Source organism: Arthrobacter sp. YC-RL1, assembly GCF_001454985.1.
GTDB classification, from domain to species: Bacteria; Actinomycetota; Actinomycetes; order Actinomycetales; family Micrococcaceae; genus Glutamicibacter; species Glutamicibacter soli.
Window position 1 is genome coordinate 1,136,593 of record NZ_CP013297.1, and the last position, 17,931, is coordinate 1,154,523.

20 protein-coding genes are annotated in these 17,931 nt (G+C 63.5%); 13 read left to right on the top strand and 7 right to left on the bottom strand.

All coding sequences use genetic code 11. The annotated features are described in order from the left end of the window. The first annotated feature begins 58 nt into the window (after nt 1-58). The 5 genes from ATC04_RS05245 (at nt 59) to ATC04_RS18715 (ending at nt 4,049) form a co-directional block, all read left to right on the top strand. Complete coding sequence (locus ATC04_RS05245; RefSeq protein WP_047119819.1) at nt 59-1,228, top strand: acetoin utilization protein AcuC; 1,170 nt, start codon at nt 59-61, stop codon at nt 1,226-1,228. 111 nt (nt 1,229-1,339) lie between these two features. After that, nucleotides 1,340-1,783 (top strand): metalloregulator ArsR/SmtB family transcription factor, encoded by a 444-nt coding sequence (locus ATC04_RS05250; RefSeq protein ID WP_047119818.1) that lies wholly within the window; start codon nt 1,340-1,342, stop codon nt 1,781-1,783. Between the two features lie 194 nt (nt 1,784-1,977). Then, nucleotides 1,978-3,321: an NADP-specific glutamate dehydrogenase gene (gene gdhA / locus ATC04_RS05255; RefSeq protein WP_047119817.1), complete on the top strand. Its 1,344-nt coding sequence runs from the start codon at nt 1,978-1,980 to the stop codon at nt 3,319-3,321. A 265-nt stretch (nt 3,322-3,586) separates the two neighbouring features. Further along, entirely contained in the window at nt 3,587-3,811 is a 225-nt protein-coding gene (locus ATC04_RS05260; RefSeq protein ID WP_047119816.1) for a helix-turn-helix domain-containing protein, read from the top strand. A gap of 139 nt (nt 3,812-3,950) precedes the next feature. Beyond that, the gene (locus ATC04_RS18715; protein WP_005504750.1) at nt 3,951-4,049 is read left to right on the top strand and encodes an AURKAIP1/COX24 domain-containing protein; all 99 of its coding nucleotides are present in this window, start codon (nt 3,951-3,953) and stop codon (nt 4,047-4,049) included. Nucleotides 4,050-4,153: 104 nt separating this feature from the next. Here the strand turns inward: ATC04_RS18715 and ATC04_RS05265 are convergent, their stop codons facing one another. Continuing rightward, complete coding sequence (locus ATC04_RS05265; RefSeq protein WP_047119815.1) at nt 4,154-4,960, bottom strand: HAD-IB family hydrolase; 807 nt, start codon at nt 4,958-4,960, stop codon at nt 4,154-4,156. 71 nt (nt 4,961-5,031) lie between these two features. Between ATC04_RS05265 and ATC04_RS05270 the strand changes: the two genes are divergently transcribed. Next, nucleotides 5,032-5,268, top strand: coding sequence for a glutaredoxin family protein (locus tag ATC04_RS05270; protein WP_047119814.1), 237 nt, complete (start codon nt 5,032-5,034; stop codon nt 5,266-5,268). A 60-nt stretch (nt 5,269-5,328) separates the two neighbouring features. Then, nucleotides 5,329-5,964, top strand: coding sequence for a redox-sensing transcriptional repressor Rex (locus tag ATC04_RS05275; protein WP_082124070.1), 636 nt, complete (start codon nt 5,329-5,331; stop codon nt 5,962-5,964). A gap of 78 nt (nt 5,965-6,042) precedes the next feature. On the opposite strand, the gene ATC04_RS05280 is transcribed toward ATC04_RS05275, so the two are convergent. Continuing rightward, complete coding sequence (locus tag ATC04_RS05280) at nt 6,043-6,786, bottom strand: hypothetical protein (protein ID WP_047119812.1); 744 nt, start codon at nt 6,784-6,786, stop codon at nt 6,043-6,045. A 217-nt stretch (nt 6,787-7,003) separates the two neighbouring features. Between ATC04_RS05280 and ATC04_RS05285 the strand changes: the two genes are divergently transcribed. Genes ATC04_RS05285 through ccsB form a run of 5 tightly spaced genes read left to right on the top strand, consistent with a single transcriptional unit; the run spans nt 7,004 to nt 11,742 of the window. Then, on the top strand, nt 7,004-7,666 hold the full coding sequence (locus tag ATC04_RS05285; protein ID WP_047119811.1) for a histidine phosphatase family protein: 663 nt from the start codon (nt 7,004-7,006) through the stop codon (nt 7,664-7,666). Between the two features lie 6 nt (nt 7,667-7,672). Further along, entirely contained in the window at nt 7,673-8,296 is a 624-nt protein-coding gene (locus ATC04_RS05290) for a TlpA disulfide reductase family protein (RefSeq protein ID WP_183043073.1), read from the top strand. Between the two features lie 8 nt (nt 8,297-8,304). Next, on the top strand, nt 8,305-9,060 hold the full coding sequence (locus tag ATC04_RS05295; RefSeq protein ID WP_047119810.1) for a cytochrome c biogenesis protein CcdA: 756 nt from the start codon (nt 8,305-8,307) through the stop codon (nt 9,058-9,060). After that, nucleotides 9,060-10,688 (top strand): cytochrome c biogenesis protein ResB, encoded by a 1,629-nt coding sequence (locus ATC04_RS05300; RefSeq protein WP_047119809.1) that lies wholly within the window; start codon nt 9,060-9,062, stop codon nt 10,686-10,688. The genes ATC04_RS05295 and ATC04_RS05300 overlap by 1 nt, the downstream gene beginning before the upstream one ends. After that, nucleotides 10,681-11,742, top strand: coding sequence for a c-type cytochrome biogenesis protein CcsB (ccsB, locus tag ATC04_RS05305; RefSeq protein WP_047119808.1), 1,062 nt, complete (start codon nt 10,681-10,683; stop codon nt 11,740-11,742). Before ATC04_RS05300 ends, ccsB begins: the two co-directional genes overlap by 8 nt. 362 nt (nt 11,743-12,104) lie before the next feature. Here the strand turns inward: ccsB and ATC04_RS05310 are convergent, their stop codons facing one another. After that, nucleotides 12,105-12,530, bottom strand: a complete 426-nt coding sequence (locus ATC04_RS05310; protein WP_052772455.1) for a PLD nuclease N-terminal domain-containing protein — start codon at nt 12,528-12,530, stop codon at nt 12,105-12,107. Between the two features lie 78 nt (nt 12,531-12,608). Here ATC04_RS05310 and ATC04_RS05315 point away from each other — a divergent pair, with 78 nt between their 5' ends. After that, on the top strand, nt 12,609-12,899 hold the full coding sequence (locus ATC04_RS05315) for a DUF4229 domain-containing protein (protein WP_047119807.1): 291 nt from the start codon (nt 12,609-12,611) through the stop codon (nt 12,897-12,899). An 89-nt stretch (nt 12,900-12,988) separates the two neighbouring features. Here the strand turns inward: ATC04_RS05315 and ATC04_RS05320 are convergent, their stop codons facing one another. The 4 genes from ATC04_RS05320 to ATC04_RS05335 all read right to left on the bottom strand — a co-directional run bounded on the left by ATC04_RS05320 (nt 12,989) and on the right by ATC04_RS05335 (nt 17,672). Then, nucleotides 12,989-13,876: a 1,4-dihydroxy-2-naphthoate polyprenyltransferase gene (locus tag ATC04_RS05320; RefSeq protein ID WP_047119806.1), complete on the bottom strand. Its 888-nt coding sequence runs from the start codon at nt 13,874-13,876 to the stop codon at nt 12,989-12,991. 78 nt (nt 13,877-13,954) lie between these two features. Continuing rightward, nucleotides 13,955-15,082 carry an AMP-binding protein gene (locus tag ATC04_RS05325; protein WP_047119805.1) on the bottom strand — a complete coding sequence of 376 codons (1,128 nt, stop codon included), beginning with the start codon at nt 15,080-15,082 and terminating at the stop codon, nt 13,955-13,957. A gap of 53 nt (nt 15,083-15,135) precedes the next feature. Beyond that, nucleotides 15,136-16,098, bottom strand: coding sequence for a 1,4-dihydroxy-2-naphthoyl-CoA synthase (locus tag ATC04_RS05330; protein ID WP_047120868.1), 963 nt, complete (start codon nt 16,096-16,098; stop codon nt 15,136-15,138). Between the two features lie 143 nt (nt 16,099-16,241). After that, on the bottom strand, nt 16,242-17,672 hold the full coding sequence (locus ATC04_RS05335) for an MFS transporter (protein WP_231735916.1): 1,431 nt from the start codon (nt 17,670-17,672) through the stop codon (nt 16,242-16,244). Nucleotides 17,673-17,931: the final 259 nt, after the last annotated feature.

The following is a 17,931-nucleotide window of genomic DNA, read 5'->3' on the forward strand; positions in this document are numbered from 1 at the left end:
CATCACGATCAGGTACCCTGAAATTGTGTTAGAGCCCCAGCATGCCCCACGACCAACGATGGTGATGTGGGACGAGAAGTACCTGAAATACAAATTTAGCGACTGGCACCCGATGCATCCGGCCCGACTGGAACTGACCTATCGGCTCAGCGAACAGCTCAATGTCCTGGGTGCGCCGAATATCAGCATCGAGCCCCCGGCGGTGGCGGAAGACTCCGTGATCGCCACGGTGCATGACCAGTCATTTATCGACCAGGTACGCAAGGTCAGCCTTGATCCGAGCATTGTCGCCGAGGATTTCGGGCTGGGCACCGAGGACGATCCGGTATTCGCCGGGATGCACGAGGCTGCGGCCCGCATCGTGGGCGGCTCGGTCATCGCGGCAGACGCGATCATGGACGAAACCACCGTGCGCGCCGTCAACTTCGCCGGCGGCATGCACCACGCCGCGCGCAGCAAGGCCAGCGGCTTCTGCATCTACAACGATGCCGCCGCAGCCATCCACCGCATGCTCGAGCGCGGGGCGCAGCGCGTGGTGTACATCGACGTGGATGCGCATCACGGCGACGGCACCGAATCGATCTTCTGGGACGACGAGCGCGTGTTGACCATCTCCATCCACGAATCGGGCCTGAGCCTGTTCCCGGGCACCGGCTTCGCCAACGAGATCGGCGGGCCCAAGGCCGAGGGCAGCGCCGTGAACATCGCGGTGCCGGCCATGACCTCGGATGCCGGGTGGATGCGCGCCTTCCATGCGGTCGTTCCGCAGCTGGTGCGCGCCTTCAAGCCGGAGGTGATCGTCTCCCAGCACGGATGCGACGCGCACCGCGATGACGACATGACCAACCTGAAGCTTTCGGTGGATGCCCAGCGCCAGGTGGCCATGGACATCTCCCAGCTTGCCGACGAACTGTGCGAAGGCCGCTGGTTGGCGACCGGTGGGGGCGGCTACAACGTCACCGCCGTCGTGCCGCGCACCTGGACGCACCTGACGGCAATCGTAGCCGGCAAGCCGGTTCCGCTGCGCACCTACGTTCCGGAGGAATTCCGCCGCTACGTGCTGGAAACCTACGGCCGGGCGATGCCTTATCTCATGGGAGACGACGCCCAGCTGTGGTGGCGCAACTGGGAAGTGGGCTACGACCCGGCTGACCCGGTGGACCGCTCCATCATCGCCACCCGCAAGGAAGTGTTCCCGCTGTTCGGGCTGGACCCCTGGTTCGATTAGCGGCCGGCGTTTCGTCCAGCGCTGCGGGGCGGGACGCGGCAAATCCTGCAAGGCTGTTGCCATTCGCAGACATATGCCTACGTTGCAGATCGGTCATATGCCGCTAGGGTTATGTCTGTGGCTATAGACGAAGTTTTTTCTGCGTTGGCTGAGCCGACGCGGCGCAGGATCATTGAAGCATTGAAATCCGAACCCAAGGCAGTGGGTTCGCTGGTAACCGAGCTGGAAATTTCCCAGCCGACGGTTTCCAAGCACCTGAAGGTGCTGCGCGAGGCCAACCTGGTCAGCATGACGGCGGCCGGGCAGCGGCGCATCTACAGCATCGATACCGAAGCGGTCGAGGTGCTGCTTGGCTGGTGCGCCGATATCCTGCCGGTTCCGGATTCCCCGGCGCAGCTGGAAGAGGTGGCGCGCAACGAGGTCCAGGACGACCTCGCCGGCACCGCGCCCGCTGCGCAGCATTTGGGTCGAAGTGTAGGCCGCGGGCTTGAACAAGTCACGGGCCGAGCCCAGGAATTTTTCGACAAGCTACCGCGTTTCGGGCGCCGCCGGTAGACATTTGACCAGTGGATCGCGCGCTGGGTCGACAAAATGGCCAAAAATTTACGTTACGCGGACATTCCTGTTTTGTAACGTGAAATTTTCGTTCAGATCGCCTTGCATGGCATTCTCGTGTCTGGGGCAGTGACGCCGGGTATTTTGTGGCCCCGTCACGGCCCGTGCCTGCCCCAAGTGATGAGGAGAGAAACTTGGATAAGCACTTAGCGACGATTCGCGACGAAGTCTTCCGCCGCAATCCCGGCGAAGCAGAGTTCCACCAGGCAGTCACCGAGGTTTTTGAAAGCCTTGAAGCGGTATCGCTGAAGCACCCTGAATACGCCGAAGCCGCCATTCTGCAGCGTCTGTGTGAACCTGAACGCCAGATCATTTTCCGCGTTCCCTGGGTCGACGACGACGGCAAGGTCCAGATCAACCGCGGCTTCCGCGTTGAATTCAACTCTGCGCTGGGCCCTTACAAGGGCGGCCTGCGCTTCCACCCATCCGTCTATCTGGGCATCGTCAAGTTCCTTGGTTTCGAGCAGATCTTCAAGAACTCCCTGACCGGCATGCCAATCGGCGGCGGCAAGGGCGGCTCTGACTTCGACCCGCGCGGCAAGTCCGACGGCGAAGTCATGCGCTTCTGCCAGTCCTTCATGACCGAGCTGTACCGCCACATCGGCGAATACACCGACGTGCCTGCAGGCGACATCGGCGTCGGTGGCCGCGAAATCGGCTACCTGTTCGGCCAGTACAAGCGCATCACCAACCGCTACGAGTCCGGCGTCCTCACCGGCAAGGGCCTGTCCTGGGGCGGCTCGCTGGTCCGTCCGGAGGCTACCGGCTACGGCGCCGTCATCTTCACCGAGGAAATGCTCAAGACCCGCGGCCTGTCCTTCGACGGCCAGCGCGTCATCGTCTCCGGCTCCGGCAACGTGGCCCTGCACGCCATCGAAAAGGCTCAGTCCCTGGGCGCCAATGTCGTTACCGCCTCCGACTCGGGCGGATTCATCGTGGACGAGGGCGGCATCGACCTGGACCTGCTGCGCCAGATCAAGGAAGTCGAGCGCGGCCGCATCTCCGAGTACGCCGAACGCCGCGGCAGCAAGAAGGTCAAGTACGTCGAAAGCGGCAACGTCTGGGACGTGCCGGGTACCGTGGCCCTGCCATGCGCCACCCAGAACGAATTGGGCGCGGCCTCGGCCAAGAAGATGGTTGCCGCAGGCACCATCGCCGTCGCCGAAGGCGCCAACATGCCGACCACCGCGGAAGCGACCTCGGTCTTCCAGGACGCTGGGGTGCTCTTCGGCCCCGGCAAGGCCGCCAACGCCGGCGGCGTGGCCACCTCTGCGTTGGAAATGCAGCAGAACGCCAGCCGCGACTCGTGGTCCTTCAACCACACCGAACGCCGCCTGAGCGAAATCATGGTTGGCATCCACGACCGTTGCGCAGCCACTGCGGACGAGTACGGCATGCCGGGCAACTACGTGGCCGGCGCCAACATTGCGGGCTTCGTCAAGGTCGCTGACGCAATGCTGGCCCAGGGCCTTATCTAGCGCCTAGTAGCAGCCGGAGTACCTGTAGCCCAGAGTATGTGAAGTGGAAAACACTTCAGATACTCTGGGCTGCTGTCGTTGCCCGGTAAAAAGTCGGATTGTCCGTGACACGTGTGTGTTTCGTGATGCGAAAGTTATGAAAGTGCGACTAGACTGGTACAAAGCAAACGTGAATCCGATCGCCGGTGTTGATCCAAAGTCGTGTAAGTTCACGTGTGCTAGTCACGCGACGAACAAAGAGATCAGCGTCAGGAGAATATCCCGCATGCAGGATAAACAGAATTTTGCAGGAGCCCGTTTCATGACGGTGGCCGAGGTGGCCGACATGATGCGCGTTTCCAAAATGACGGTTTATCGTCTGATCCATGCGGGCGATCTGCCTGCGGTTCAGTTTGGTCGCTCCTATCGCGTTCCGGAAAACGCCGTAGAAACCTATCTGCAGTCTGCGGCAATCGATCCGCAACGCGGCACGGGTTCCCTCGGTCGATAAGCCAAGCGGTGGTCAGAGCATGGCCGAAAAGCGGGTAATCTATTAAGGAACGTTTAACGTCCGGTCAACCTTGCCGTGTGCTTCGGCGCAGGGGGAGCATCGAGGTTGGCGCATTTTAATTAGTTTGTGAGGAACCAATATGGGCTCTGTTATCAAGAAGCGCCGCAAGCGTATGTCGAAGAAGAAGCACCGCAAATTGCTTCGTAAGACCCGCCACCAGCGTCGCAATAAGAAGTAAATTTACTTCGAGCAGCTTGCCGCTTGGCATTCATCGCCACCGCATCAGGATTCTGTCCTGGACGGTGGCGATTGCTTTACCCGCAGAAAGCCGCAGGGGCCCTGCTAGCGGCCGCTGCGGTCCTTGAGAGACCGCTTGGCGGCCCAGATGAATCCGATGACGCCAGCGGCTTTCAGGCTGAACTTGGCGGCGCGCTGTCCTGTGCGGAAGTCGTAGACCTGCCAGCCGCGGCGCTTGGCATAGGCGCGCAGCCGGGCATCTGGATTGATGCAGACCGGATGCCCCACCGCTTCGAGCAGCGGGACGTCGTTGTAGGAGTCCGAGTAGGCCCAGGACTTGGACAGCTTGATCCCGCGTTCCTTGGCCAGGGCGCGGACTGCCTGCGCCTTCTCCGCGGCGTGGAGAATGGGGCTTGCCAGCGCTCCGGTATAGACCCCGTCCACGCTCTCCACCACGGTGCCCAGCGCGCCGGACAGCTTCAACCGGTCGGAGATGACGTTGGCCACTTCAAGGGGAGTGGCCGTGACGAGCCAGACTTCGCGGCCCACCGTCAGATGCTGGTGGGCGATGGCCACGGTTCCGCGCCACAGCTTGGGCTCGATGTACTCGTCGAAGATCTCGTTGCCGATCTCCTCGATTTCGGAAACCTTGATGCCCTTCGCCATGAGCAGGGCGCGGTCGCGGATCTGGTGGATATCACCCAGGTGCTCGCCGCGGGCCGCGAAGCGCAGCTGCTTGAGCGCGAACCACAGGATCTCGCGCATGCGGAAGAACCGGTGTTCATGCAATTTGCGGGCCAAGAGATAGAGCGAGGCGCCGCGAACCAGGGTGTTGTCGACGTCGAAAAATGCGGCGACGATTTCGGGACGCTGCTCGGGCTCGGGCGCGGAGGCTGAATCGATGGAAGGCATTTGCTCCAGTTTATTTCATTGCGAAGTTTAAGACCCGTCGGGGCTCATGAGAATATGAAGGAGTGAAGACAATGCATGAAATTCAGTTGCTGGTACGCCAAGGATGCCACCTTTGCGAGGCCGCACGGGCGACCGTCAGCGAGGTCACCAACCGACTGGAGATGCAGTTCACCGAGCTGGACATCGACGGCGACCCGAAGCTGCTCGAGCGACATCATGAAGAAGTCCCGGTGCTGATGATCGACGGGCAGGTCAGGGATTTCTGGACCATCGACCCGGTCCGGCTTGAACGTCTGCTCAGCAGCTAATGAACACGACCGCGCGCTACCAGCGTGCCTTGGGGAATCAAACCGATGGGGGGACGCGGCATGTCCGAGCTTGAGGCAAAGGTGCTTCCTGAAGCCACGGTTGCACGCCTGACCCAGTACCTACGCGCGCTGAATGCCCTTGAATCACGGGGAATGGAACGCACCAGCTCCGGGGTGCTGGCCAAGGAATCCGGCGTGAATCCAGCGATCCTGCGCAAGGACTTGTCGTGGTTGGGTTCCTACGGCACCCGCGGCGTGGGCTATGTCGTACGTGAGCTCTCGGAGCACATCAACAACACGCTGGGCCTGAACCGGGACTGGCGCGTGCTGATCCTCGGCGCCGGCAACCTGGGCCGAGCGCTCAGCGGCTATGCAGGCTTCACCACCCGCGGCTTCAAGGTCAGGGCTATCCTCGACGTCTCGCCCGACCTGGTAGGCACGGACGTCGGGAACCTGCATGTCGAGTCGCGCAACGACCTGGCCGAGGTGGTACGCCGCGAAGAGATCAATATCGCGGTGCTGGCGGTCCCCGGCGATGCCGCCCAGGACCTAATCTATGAGCTGGGGGAGCTGGGCGTGAATTCCGTGCTGTCCTTTGCGCCCAAACCACTGGTTGTTCCGCGCGGCATGAACCTGCGCCGGGTGGACCTGTCCACCGAGCTTCAGATCTTGGCGTATCTGGCCGTTCAGCCATAACAATTTTTTGGGCAAACGCAGAGGCGGCCTGAACCCTTCCGGGTTCAGGCCGCCTCTGCGTTGTCTGCGCTGCCGCTTTTAGCGGTAGCCGGCCCGACGCGACATGCGTCGGGCAACGATGTATTCCGAGGATGGACGCAACCAGGAGAAGACCACGCCGGCTACGCCGAGACCGACTGCCAGCACGATCAGCGCGTTCAGCAAGCCTGCCTGGGCATCACCGAACATGGACACCGTGGCAATGGACATCGACAGTCCCAGCAGCGAAAGCACTGCCAGCACGGTGGCGATGATGCGCATGGCGCTCACGCCGCGGCCCACGAAGAAGCCCACCAGGAAGTACAGGGCAATGCTGACGACAGCGGAGGTGATCATGAAGCCGGACATCACGGAGTTGAACTCGGCCATGAATGCTTCGGGGCTGCTGAGCATCTGCTCGAGGAACGGGTCATCGGCCAACTGCGGATTCGCCTGCAGGTCGTTCTGCATCTGCTCCTGCAACAGCGACCACTGCGAGGTGATCATGTTGGCGAACATGTTCGAATTGAATATGAACCAGGTGGCAATGGCATTGACGATTCCCGAGAGCAGGATCAGCAAGAAGGCCCACTGCAGGGTCTTGGGACGCTGCGCCGGAGGCTGGACCGGCGTGTAGCCTCCCTGTTGCTGGCCGTAGGGGTCGAACGACGGCGCAGGGGATTGCGGCTGCCCGTACGGGTTCTGGCCGTAGGGGTTTTGTCCATAGGGATTCGGGTTCGAAGCGTTGGACCCGGAATTGGGGTCGTAGGGCTGGCCCGGCTGGTTCGGATCGTAGTTGCTCATCTGTGTCCTCAAAGGTTGAACCGGCAGGAAATCACGAAGGTTCCACATGCCTGATTCCGTGTGCATTCTCGTACTCTCAAGACTAGTCGCCGAGCTTTGTGATACACCCCATCCGAAAGGATGGTTTTCCATTTGCGATTCCCATGCAAGCCCTGTGAATCGTTGACGGTGAGCACATTATTCATCTTTTAGGTTGATTCTTTGAGACACTGGAAACATGCCAATCTCGACTGTTCATTTGCTGCGCCACGGGGAAGTTTTCAACCCGGATCGCGTTCTTTATGGACGAATCCCCGGTTTCGGCCTGTCAGAGCGGGGATTCAAGATGGCCGATGGGGCCGGCGACTACTTCGCCAAGCACCAGGCCTCCGGTGGAAACATCGTCCGGATCGTCGCCTCGCCACTAGTCCGGGCCCAGCAGACCGCAGCCCCCGCGGCGCAGGCGCTGGAGCTGCCGATTCTCACCGATGACCGGGTCATCGAGGCAGACAACCAACTGCAGGGACTGTCCAAGGTCGCGCAACATCTGAAGAGCCCTCGCTACTGGCCGCTGCTGGTCAACCCCCTCAAGCCGTCCTGGGGCGAACCCTACGTCGAGCAGGTCGCCCGCATGCGCGAGGCCATGGACTTCCACCGCAAGGCCGCGCTCGAAGAGCACGGCGACGGTGTCGAAATCGTGATTGTCAGCCACCAGCTTCCCATCTGGGTCACCCGGCGCGCCGCCGAAGGCAAGCCGCTGTGGCACGATCCGCGCAAGCGCGAGTGCACGCTGACCTCAATTACCAGCTTTGAATTCGATGGAGATGACATCCTCTCCGTGCGTTACACCGAACCGAGCCCCGAGCTTCTTGCGGGCGCGGCAAACATCCCTGGAGCCTGAAGCAAAATGATTGATCCCGTGCAGAATTCTCGTCCGCTGTCTCGGCGCACCATGTTGCGTACGTTGATAGTGGCGGCGGCTGTGGTGCCGTTGGCGGCGTGTTCGGCCAAGGAGGATAATCTCACCGCTCAGGCCAACAGCGGCGACGGCAAGAACTACATCGCAGGCGACGGGGCAGTGCAGGAATACACCCCTGACCTGCGCACGGATCCAGTGAAAATCGAAGCCAAGACCTATCAGGGAACTGCGGTGGCTACCGCTGACTGGCAGGGCCAGCCGGTGGTCTTGAACTTCTGGTACGCCGCGTGCGCACCATGCCGTATCGAAGCACCTCACCTAAAGGAACTGGCCGAGGAATTCAAGGGCAAGGTCAATTTCCTCGGCGTCAACGTCCGAGACGAAGCGGAAGCTGCCAAGGCTTTTGAACGCACCTTCGAGATCCCGTACGAATCAGTCCAGGACACCAGCGGCGACATCCAGCTGGCCATGACCAAGTACGTCCCATTGCAGGCCGTCCCGTCCACGCTGATCCTGGACCGCAAGGGCCGGGTCCGTGCCCGCGTCATCGGGGCCGTCGAGCCGAGCACCCTGAAATCGCTGATCGGCACCGCTCTGACCGAAGAGTTGTGAGCTGAGCATTGACCTCTAATCCATTCGCGGACATCGTTCTGGACGGTTCGCTGCTGCTGGCTGCGCCGGTAGCGCTGCTGGCCGGTCTGGTCTCCTTCCTTTCGCCCTGCGTGCTTCCGCTGGTGCCCGGGTACCTGGGCTATGTCACCGGACTGACCGGCGCCGATCTAAAGGACCACCGCCGCGGACGCGTGCTGGCAGGCGTGCTGCTGTTCGTCTTGGGCTTCTCGGTGGTGTTCATTGCCGTGGGAGTGCTGTTCAGCCAAGCGACCGCATGGCTTCGCTTCAACGGCGGCTGGGTCACCCAGGTCCTGGGTCTGGTGGTGATGTTCATGGGCGTCGTGTTCATGGGCGGATTCTCCTTCATGCAACGCGACCGCAAGATCCACCGGAAGCCGCCGGCAGGCCTGTGGGGCGCACCGGTGCTGGGCCTGACCTTCGGGCTGGGCTGGGCTCCGTGCATCGGCCCGACCCTGAGCGCCGTGCTGATCATGTCCACCGGCGTGGATGCGAACGTCGGGCGCGGAACGCTGCTGACCGCGTTCTACTGCCTGGGCCTGGGGCTGCCGTTCATCCTGATCGCGCTGGGTCTGCAGCGCGGCATGCAGGCGTTGAACTTCTTCCGCCGCCACCAGCTGCTGATCATGCGGCTGGGCGGTGGACTCCTGATTCTTTTGGGTCTTGTCATGGTTACCGGCCTGTGGGGCACCTGGGTAACTGAACTGCAAAACTGGTTTGCCAATGAAGTGAGGTTGCCAATCTAATGGCGAAGAACAAGCAGAAGGCCAAGAACCGGGGCGACGCCCCGGCCCTTGGCCTTGTCGGATCCCTGCGGTGGATTTGGACGCAGCTGACGTCGATGCCGACGGCGCTGTTCCTGTTGCTGATGCTGGCGGTCGCCGCCGTGCCGGGATCGATTTTCCCCCAGCGTTCGGTCAACCCCGAACTCGTCGCACAGTACCTGGACCAGCACCCGGTAGCCGGCCCGTGGCTTGACCGCTTCCAGATGTTCGAGGTGTACTCCTCGGCCTGGTTCTCAGCCATCTACATCTTGCTGTTCATCTCGCTGGTCGGCTGCATCACCCCGCGCATCAAGAAGCATGCCAAGGCCCTGCGCACCCCGCCTCCGCGCACCCCTGCCCGGCTGCAGCGGCTGCCGCAGTACCATTCCATGGACGTCATGGAGGGCCAGCCGGATACGCCTACCGACGACGAGCTGATCGATGACGCCTACAAGATCCTGAAGAAGCGCGGCTACCGCGTGGAACGCCGTGAAGACGCGACCGGCCGCTCGGTCGCCGCCGAACGCGGCTACACCCGTGAGATCGGCAACCTGCTCTTCCACATCTCGCTGCTGGGCATCCTCGCGTCCGCCGGCCTCGGCCAGGCCTACGGCTACGGCGGCCAGCGCGTGGTTGTCGAAGGCGAGACCTTCGTGAACTCGCTGGTCTCCTACGACTCCTTCAGCCCCGGCAGCAATTTCTCCGCCGACGACCTCCAGGGCTACTCGGTGAAGCTGGACAAGTTCGACATCATCTTCGACCGCGATTCGAAGGACTACTTCGGCCAGCCGCTGGACTTCACCGCGCATGTCCAGGTCCGCGAGAATCCCGACGCCGAACCGGTCAAGCAGGAGCTGAAGGTCAACCACCCGCTGCGCATCGACGGCGCGGACGTCTATCTCGTGGGCAACGGCTATGCGCCGGTGGTCACCGTGCGCGACGGCGACGGCAACGTGTCCTACTCGGGCCCGCTGGTAGCCGTCCCTCAGGACTCCGTGTACACCTCGCTGATGGTCATCAAGGTCCCCGACGCCAAGCCCGAGCAGCTGGGCTTCCAGGGCTTCCTGCTGCCGACCGCCCTGGTCGGCGAGGACAACGTGGCATTCTCCGGAGACCCGAACGCCATCAACCCGCAGCTCCAGCTGAACTCCTACTACGGCGACCTGGGACTTGACTCGGGCGAGCCGCAGAACGTGTACGTGCTGGACACCGAAAAGATGACGGAGCTGAACAACCGAAATCTCGATGCCGGCGGCATCGTGCTCGGTGCGGGGGACACCTACGAGCTGCCCAACAACATGGGCAGCATCACCTTCGACGACCTCAAGCGCTATATTGCCCTGGACGTGAACTACGATCCGGGCAAGATGCCGATCGCGATCTTCTCCGGCTTGGCGCTGCTGGGCTTGATCATCTCGATGTTCACTCCGCGCCGCCGCGTCTGGGTGAAGCTCCGCAACGAGGACGGCAGGCGTAGTATCGAATACGCGCTCTTGGCCCGTGGCGAGGATCCGAGGCTTGAACGTGAATCCGATGAATTGCAGAAAATCTTTGACAAGGCTTGGCCGCTGGCAAGCCAGGAACAGGACCTAGGAGCCGTAAATGGGTAGCAACGCTGCACTTGAGCCAATCAATGAAACGCTGGGCGTTTACAGCCAGCTGTTCATGCTGCTGGCAGCCATGGTCTACATGGTCGTCTTCATCTTCTTCGCGCTGGACCTGGCCAAGACCAACAAGTCCATCAGCGAGATGGACGCCGCGGCGCTGAAGGAAGACGAGAAGCTCCTGGTCTCCGCCGGCGCGGTGACCCGTCCGGCCCGCGGCCGCCGTGGCCAGGAGGTCCGCGCGGACAACGTCGGCGAGCACATCGTGACTGACAAGATGGAGTACACCAAGCTCTCGTCGAACCGCAAGATGGCACGCATCGCCGTGGTCCTGATGTGCCTGGCCGTCGCGCTGCACGGCTTCGCCGTCTTCGCCCGCGCGTTCGCCGCGAACCGCGTGCCGTGGGGCAACATGTACGAGTTCATGTCCACCGGCGCGCTGGTGGTTTCCGTGGTGTACCTCGTCGCGCTGTTCTTCAAGGACCTGCGTTTCATGGGTGCGTTCATCTCAGGTTTGGTGACCCTGATGCTCTGCGGCGCCACCATCGGCTTCCCGACCCCGGTCGGCCACTTGGTGCCTGCCCTGCAGTCGCCGTGGATCGTCATCCACGTGTCCATCGCGGTCTTCGCCTCGGCCCTGTTCGCCATCAGCTTCGCCATGAACGTCCTGCAGCTGATGCAGCACTCCCGCATGAAGCGCATTGCCGACGGCCAGCCGGACAAGATGCCGTTCATGCGCGTGGTGCCGGGCGCCGGCGCGCTGGAGAACTTCGCCTACCGCCTGAACACCATCGGCTTCGCCATGTGGACCTTCACCGTGATCGCCGGAGCGATCTGGGCTGAAGCCGCCTGGGGCCGCTACTGGGGCTGGGACCCGAAAGAAGTCTGGTCGTTCGTGATCTGGGTTGTCTACGCAGGCTACCTGCACGCCCGCGCCACCGGCGGCTGGACCGGCCCGCGCTCTGCATGGCTGTCGATCATCGGCTTCCTGTGCGTGGTCTTCAACTTCACCATCGTGAACATCTTCTTCAACGGCCTGCACTCCTACGCCGGCGTCTAAACAGCGCAGAAGCGTCAACAGGGATCCGGCGACCTGCCAACTGGTGGGCCGCCGGATCCCTGTTTTATGCGCCTTGACGGGGCTTCCACGGCTTCCCAGAGCCTGACATGCGTTGGACAGGGCCTCTGGAAGCTCCAGGACGCTGTCTGCGGATCCGCGGGAGCGCCAGCAATCCAACTGCCGCATGCCCGCTGGCGCGAACCGGAGCGAAGGCTTTCCCTCCGTGGCCCATTGAAGCTTTGAGCACGGGGCACGGAGCGCATTGTCCGGCCCGCCCTGGCCAAGGCAAAACACAACCCCCGCCAGCTGTGATCTGGCGAGGGTTGAAGGGCTGTCGGCTGCAGGTTGTGCAGCGTTTTCCGCTAGCTTTCGGGAGCGGCGGTGCCGTTTCCGTCGGACTTGTTCTTGTGGTCCTTGGTTTCCTTGGAAGGACGCTCCGTGGATTGGTTCTTTTGCTGATCTGCCTCGCGGCGCTTGAGCTCTTCCTCACGTGCGGTCAGCTCGGCATCACGCTGCTGCTGGCGGCGCCACACCTCCAGCTGGCGCAGGAAGTCCTCGTCATCGTCCGGGGCCCGCGAGGTTTGGGCGGTGCTCGTCTCGGCACTCAGCGGGCGGCCCAGGGTGAACCACAAAGCGGCTCCGATTAGCGGAAGGAAGACGATCACTGCAAACCAGGCAGGCTTGGGCAGCGAGCGCACCTGATGTGCCTCGGACCGAGCGCATTCGATGACCGTGTAGATCATCAGCGCTACCGAAATCAATGCGGCGAAAATAATGAAGCGGACCATGACTCCAGTCTAGTGACTATTTTCCCCGCTGGTTCATCGGCAAACTCTCTTCACAGGTTCATCGGTAGACTTTAAGCTATGCAGCTTCTGAAATATACCGTGCTTCGACTGGGAATTTTCCTGGTCGTTTTCCTTGGCCTCTGGTGGGGCCTGAAATGGCCGATTTTTGTGGCGGGCCTCGTGGGCCTGGCCATCGCCTTCGCGGTGTCCTACCTGTTCTTCAATGACCTGCGCCTGCGTGCGAACCAGGACGTGGGCAAGGCGTTCAACAAGACGACCGCCAGCAAGTCCGAAAAGCAGCTGGCGGACGAGGCCGCCGAGGATTCCTACGACGAATCCCAGCGCCGCCCGCAGGATCCCAGCGCGTAACCCGGTACCTGACCGCCGGGAAACCCAACGCCCCATCCGCCAGCATGCTGGCGGATGGGGCGTTGGGTTTTAAGCGTGGTGTGCCGGGCTCAGCGCAGCCACATGGGGACCAGGATGGCGCCGGCGAAGAGCACCGCATAGACCATGTTCACGATGCCGGTCTGCTTGAGCACGATGACCAGCTTGGACAGCTCGGCCTGGCGCAGCATGGTCAGGCTCGGGGCCACCGCCGGCAGGAACGTGACCAGGATCAGCCACATCCACGGGAAGGTTCCGGTGACCAGCAGCGGCAGCAGGATCGCCACGGCGAGCATCAGCACGTAGCTCAGCCGGGCGTTGTGCTCGCCCAGGCGCACGGCGAGGGTGATCTTGCCGACCTCGGTGTCCGTGGGGATGTCGCGCGCGTTGTTGGCCATCAGCAGCGCGCAGCCGATCAGGCCGGTGCCCACAGCGCCGAGCAGCGCCGTCAGGGTCAACGTGCCGCTCTGGGTGAAGGTGGTGCCCAAGGTGGCCACCAGGCCGAAGAAGATGAACACGTAGACATCGCCCCAGCCTCGGTAGCCGTAGGGGTTCTTGCCGCCGGTGTAGCCCCAGGCAGCGAAGATCGCCGCCACGCCGATCAGCAGCAGCGGCCAGGCTTGGGAGAGGATCACCAGGACCAAGCCCAGCACGGCGGCCAGGCCGAAGCAGGTGAACGCGGCGTTGCGCACGTTCTTCGGATCGGTCAGCTTCGAGCCGGTCAGGCGCAGCGGCCCGACACGCTCGTCGTCCGTGCCGCGGATGCCGTCCGAGTAGTCGTTGGAATAGTTCACGCCGATCTGCAGCAGCAGCCCGACGCACAGCGCCAAAAGGAAGCGGAACCAGTGGAAGAGACCGGTTTCGCCCACTGCTGCGGCGGTTCCGATGACGACCGGGGCAATGACGATGGGAAGGGTGCGCAGGCGCGCGCCGGCAACCCATTGGGAAAGTGTGGCCACTTTCAGTCCTTTCGGGCGAACACAAAAATCCGTACCCTCTAGTTTCCCGCGAATCGGCGGGCAAGGCGAATCGGGCGGCTAGCGGGCCTCGGCCAGCCGGGTCACGACCAGCCGGCGGTCGAACTTGCCGTTGGCCAGCAACGGCAGCCCCTGCGGGTAGTGCAGCACGTATTTCGGCACCGCTTCCTTGCCCAGGGTGCGGCGCACCGCTTCGAAGGCGTCCTCGGTCCGGGTGGGCCCGGAGTAGGCAAGCCCCACGGCTTGGCCCCACTGCGCGTCCGGAACTGCTACCACGAGGGCCTGGGTGAAGAACTCCTCCAGCAGTCCCTCGATCTTCGCCGCGGAGAGTTTCACGCCTCCGGTGTTGATCACGTCGTCGATGCGTCCGGCGATGCGCAGCCGGGAGCCGTCCACGCTGCCCAGGTCGTCGGTCAGGTACCAGCGCTGCCCGTCGTGCTCCACGAAGTGCTCGGCGGTGGCCTGCGGGTCGTTGGCGTAGCCGTCGGCCAGCATGGGGCCGGAAACCAGGATGCGCCCGTCCTGCTCGCGCAGCTTCACCCCGGGCAGGGCGGTGCCGTTGTAGACCAGGCCGCCGGAGGTCTCCGCCGAGCCGTAGGTCTGGAAGATCTTCAGCCCGTGGTGCCGGGCGCTGGCCAGCAGGTCCTTGCTGGCGCGCGCCCCGCCCAGCAGGATCGCGTCGAAGCGCTTGAGCGCGGCGACGGTCCGCTCGCTGGGGTGGTCCAGCAGCCGGGCCAGCTGGGTGGGGACCAGCGAGGTCAGCCGGCGGGTGTCCACCATCTGCTCGGCCGCCGCGGTGAACTCCTCGGCGGAGAAGCTGCCGTTCTGCTTCATGAGAACCGGCTTGGTTCCGGCGAACAGCGAGCGGGTGAGCACGCTGAGCCCGGCGACGTAGTGCACCGGCAGGGCCAGCAGCCACTGGCCCTCGAAGCCCAGGAACTCGGCGGTGGCCTGCGCGCTGGAGGCCATCGCCGAGACGCTGAGCACCGTGCGCTTGGCGCGCCCGGTGGACCCGGAGGTGCGCACCACCACCATCGGCTCCTCGAAGCCCGCGAGCTCGGAGCGATCCAGCCGGTTCAGGACCCAGCCATCCGGGGCGCCGGGATCCGCCACGACCTCCACGGCCGGGCCGTCCTCGTTCACGGCGGCGGCCAGCGCCTCCAACAGTGCCAGATGGGGTGCGTCCAAAGCCGTCTCCTAGCTCGGGTCGATGGGTGGATCGGTGGTGGTGCGGTGCGCGGCTAGAAGTAGTACGGGTAGTTGGACCAGTCAGGGTCGCGCTTGCCCAGGAACGCGTCGCGCCCCTCCACCGCTTCGTCGGTCATGTAGGCCATGCGGGTGGCCTCGCCGGCGAAGACCTGCTGGCCGGCCAGGCCGTCGTCGGCCAGGTTGAAGGCGAACTTGAGCATGCGGATGGCCTGCGGGGACTGGGCGGCGATGTCCGCCGCGTATTCCAGGGCCACTTCCTCGAGGCGCTCATGCTCCACCGACTCGTTGACAGCGCCCATGCGCACCATGTCGTCGGCCGAGTATTCGCGGGCCAGGAAGAAGATTTCGCGGGCGGTCTTCTGCCCGACCTGGCGGGCCAGCAGCGCCGAGCCGTAGCCGGCGTCGAAGGAGCCCACGGTCGCGTCGGTCTGCTTGAACTTGCCGTGCTGCTTGGAGGCGATGGTCAGATCGGAGACCACGTGCAGCGAGTGCCCTCCGCCGGCGGCCCAGCCGTTGACCACGCACACCACGACCTTTGGCATGGTGCGCATCAGGCGCTGCACCTCCAGGATGTGCAGGCGGCCGGCGCGGGCCGGGTCGATGGTCTCGCGGGTCTCGCCCTCGGCGTAGCGGTAGCCGTCGCGCCCGCGGATGCGCTGGTCGCCGCCCGAGCAGAAGGCGTGGCCGCCGTCCTTGGGGGAGGGGCCGTTGCCGGTGAGCAGCACGGTGGCCACGTCACCGGTCATGCGCGCGTGGTCCATGGCGCGGTAGAGCTCGTCCACGGTATGCGGGCGGAACGCGTTGCGCACCTCGGGCCGGTCGAAGGCGATGCGCACGGTGGGCAGGTCTCGCAGGATCGCACCGGAGGCGTCGCGCTCGACCTGGCGGTGGTAGGTGATGTCGGTGAAGTCGAATCCCTCGATGACCCGCCACCGGGTCGGGTCGAAGATATCGGAAACCTTGCGGGGCAATGCGGAATTATTCTGGCTACTCACCCTGTAAATGCTAGCCGTTTGCCGCGCGTTCTTCAGCACTTCGGCCGCCGGGCCGGCTTTGTTGCCCGTTCGGCGCAAACAACGGCGGCGGCGCTTCCCCAATGGGAAGCACCGCCGCCGTGGCCGGGACATTGGCTCAGGCGCTAGGAACGCGGGCTGTCGCCCGCCGGAGGGACCGTGGCCAGGATGCCGGTGTCGTGGGCATCAGGGATCTCGGTGCCACGCAGCGAGGCGCCGGCGGTCTCCGGCATGAACTTGACGGCGATCACGCCGATCACGCAGGAGGCCATCATGTACACGGCGGGGAACAGCAGGAAGCCGGTGGAGTTGATGGCCGCCTCGTTGACCATGGCCGCGGTGCCGCCGAAGATCGCGGTGGCCACGTTGTAGGTGATGGCGAAGCCGGCGAAGCGCACATGCGAGGGGAACATCGCCGGGAACGTCGCGGTGATGGTGGCCAGCTGCGGGATGTAGAGCAGGCCCAGCACCGCGAAGCCCACGATGGCCCAGACGAAGGACTGGCCCATGAGCCAGAACATCGGCAGCGCCAGGACGAACAATCCGATCACCGAGGTGTACCACATGGGTTTTCGCCCGATCTTGTCAGAGAGCGATCCGGCGAAGGGGATGACCGCCATCATGGCCACCTCGCCGATCAGGATGGTCGCCAGCGAAGCGGTGGAATCCAGGCCCAGCTGGGTTTCCAGGTAGGTCGGCATGTAGCTGAGCAACGTGTAGTTCACGACGTTCAGCGCGATGACCAGTCCGCCCATGGTCAGGATGGGGCGCCAGTAGGTGGTGAGCAGTTCCTTCAGCGAGCCGCCCTGCTGGTTTTCGCCGGATTCCTCCAGCTCCTGGAAGACCGGGGTGTCCTCCAGCTTGCTTCGCAGGTACAGGCCGATCAGGCCCATGGGAAGCGCCAGGAAGAACGGGATGCGCCAGCCGTAGGCCATCATGGCTTCCTCGCCAAGGCCCAGCTGCAGGAACAGCATGACCGCGGTACCCAGCGCGAAACCGCCCAGGGTGCCGAATTCAAGGAAGGAGCCGAAGAATCCGCGTTTGCGGTCAGGGGCGTATTCGGCCATGAAGGTCGCCGCGCCGCCGTATTCGCCGCCGGTGGAGAAGCCCTGGATCATGCGCAGCAGCACCAGCAGCACCGGGGCCAGCACGCCGACCATTTGATAGGTCGGCAGCACGCCGATCAGGAACGTCGCGCCGGACATCATGAGGATCGTCAGGGCCAGGATCTTCTTGCGTCCGAGCTTGTCGCCCAGCGGGCCCCAGACGAATCCGCCCAAGGGGCGAACCAGGAAGGACAGGGCGAAGGTGGCCAGCGCCATCACGGTGCCGCCCTCGGTGGGGAAGAAATGGGCGGTGATATAAGTGACGGCGACCGCGTAGACGCCGTAGTCGAACCATTCGGTCATGTTGCCCATGGCCGAGGCGGCTGTGGCCTTGCGGACTTCCTGCCGGCCTTCCACGGTGGACATGTCCGGGCCGATGTCCTGGGTCAGGTCCGGGGAGAAGGAGGCGGTATTCGAATTGTCTTGTGGTTGGCTGTTTTCCGGTTGCACAACTGCTCCGATGCGTCTCAGCTTTCCGTCGACCGGATGCCCGGGCTGGCAATGGAAAACTTTGCCGTCCCGGTTACGGTCCACGATCCGGGCAGGCCCGGAGTCGGTCAAGTGACCGAGACTACGCCGTCATCAACCGAAATTCAACGTTTGACATGGAATTCATTGGAACTCCCCACGGACATATTCGATCGGGTATCACGTGATCAACAGACGGAGCTCCTAAACAGCCGGGGGTTTCACGTAAAGTTTGTGTCGA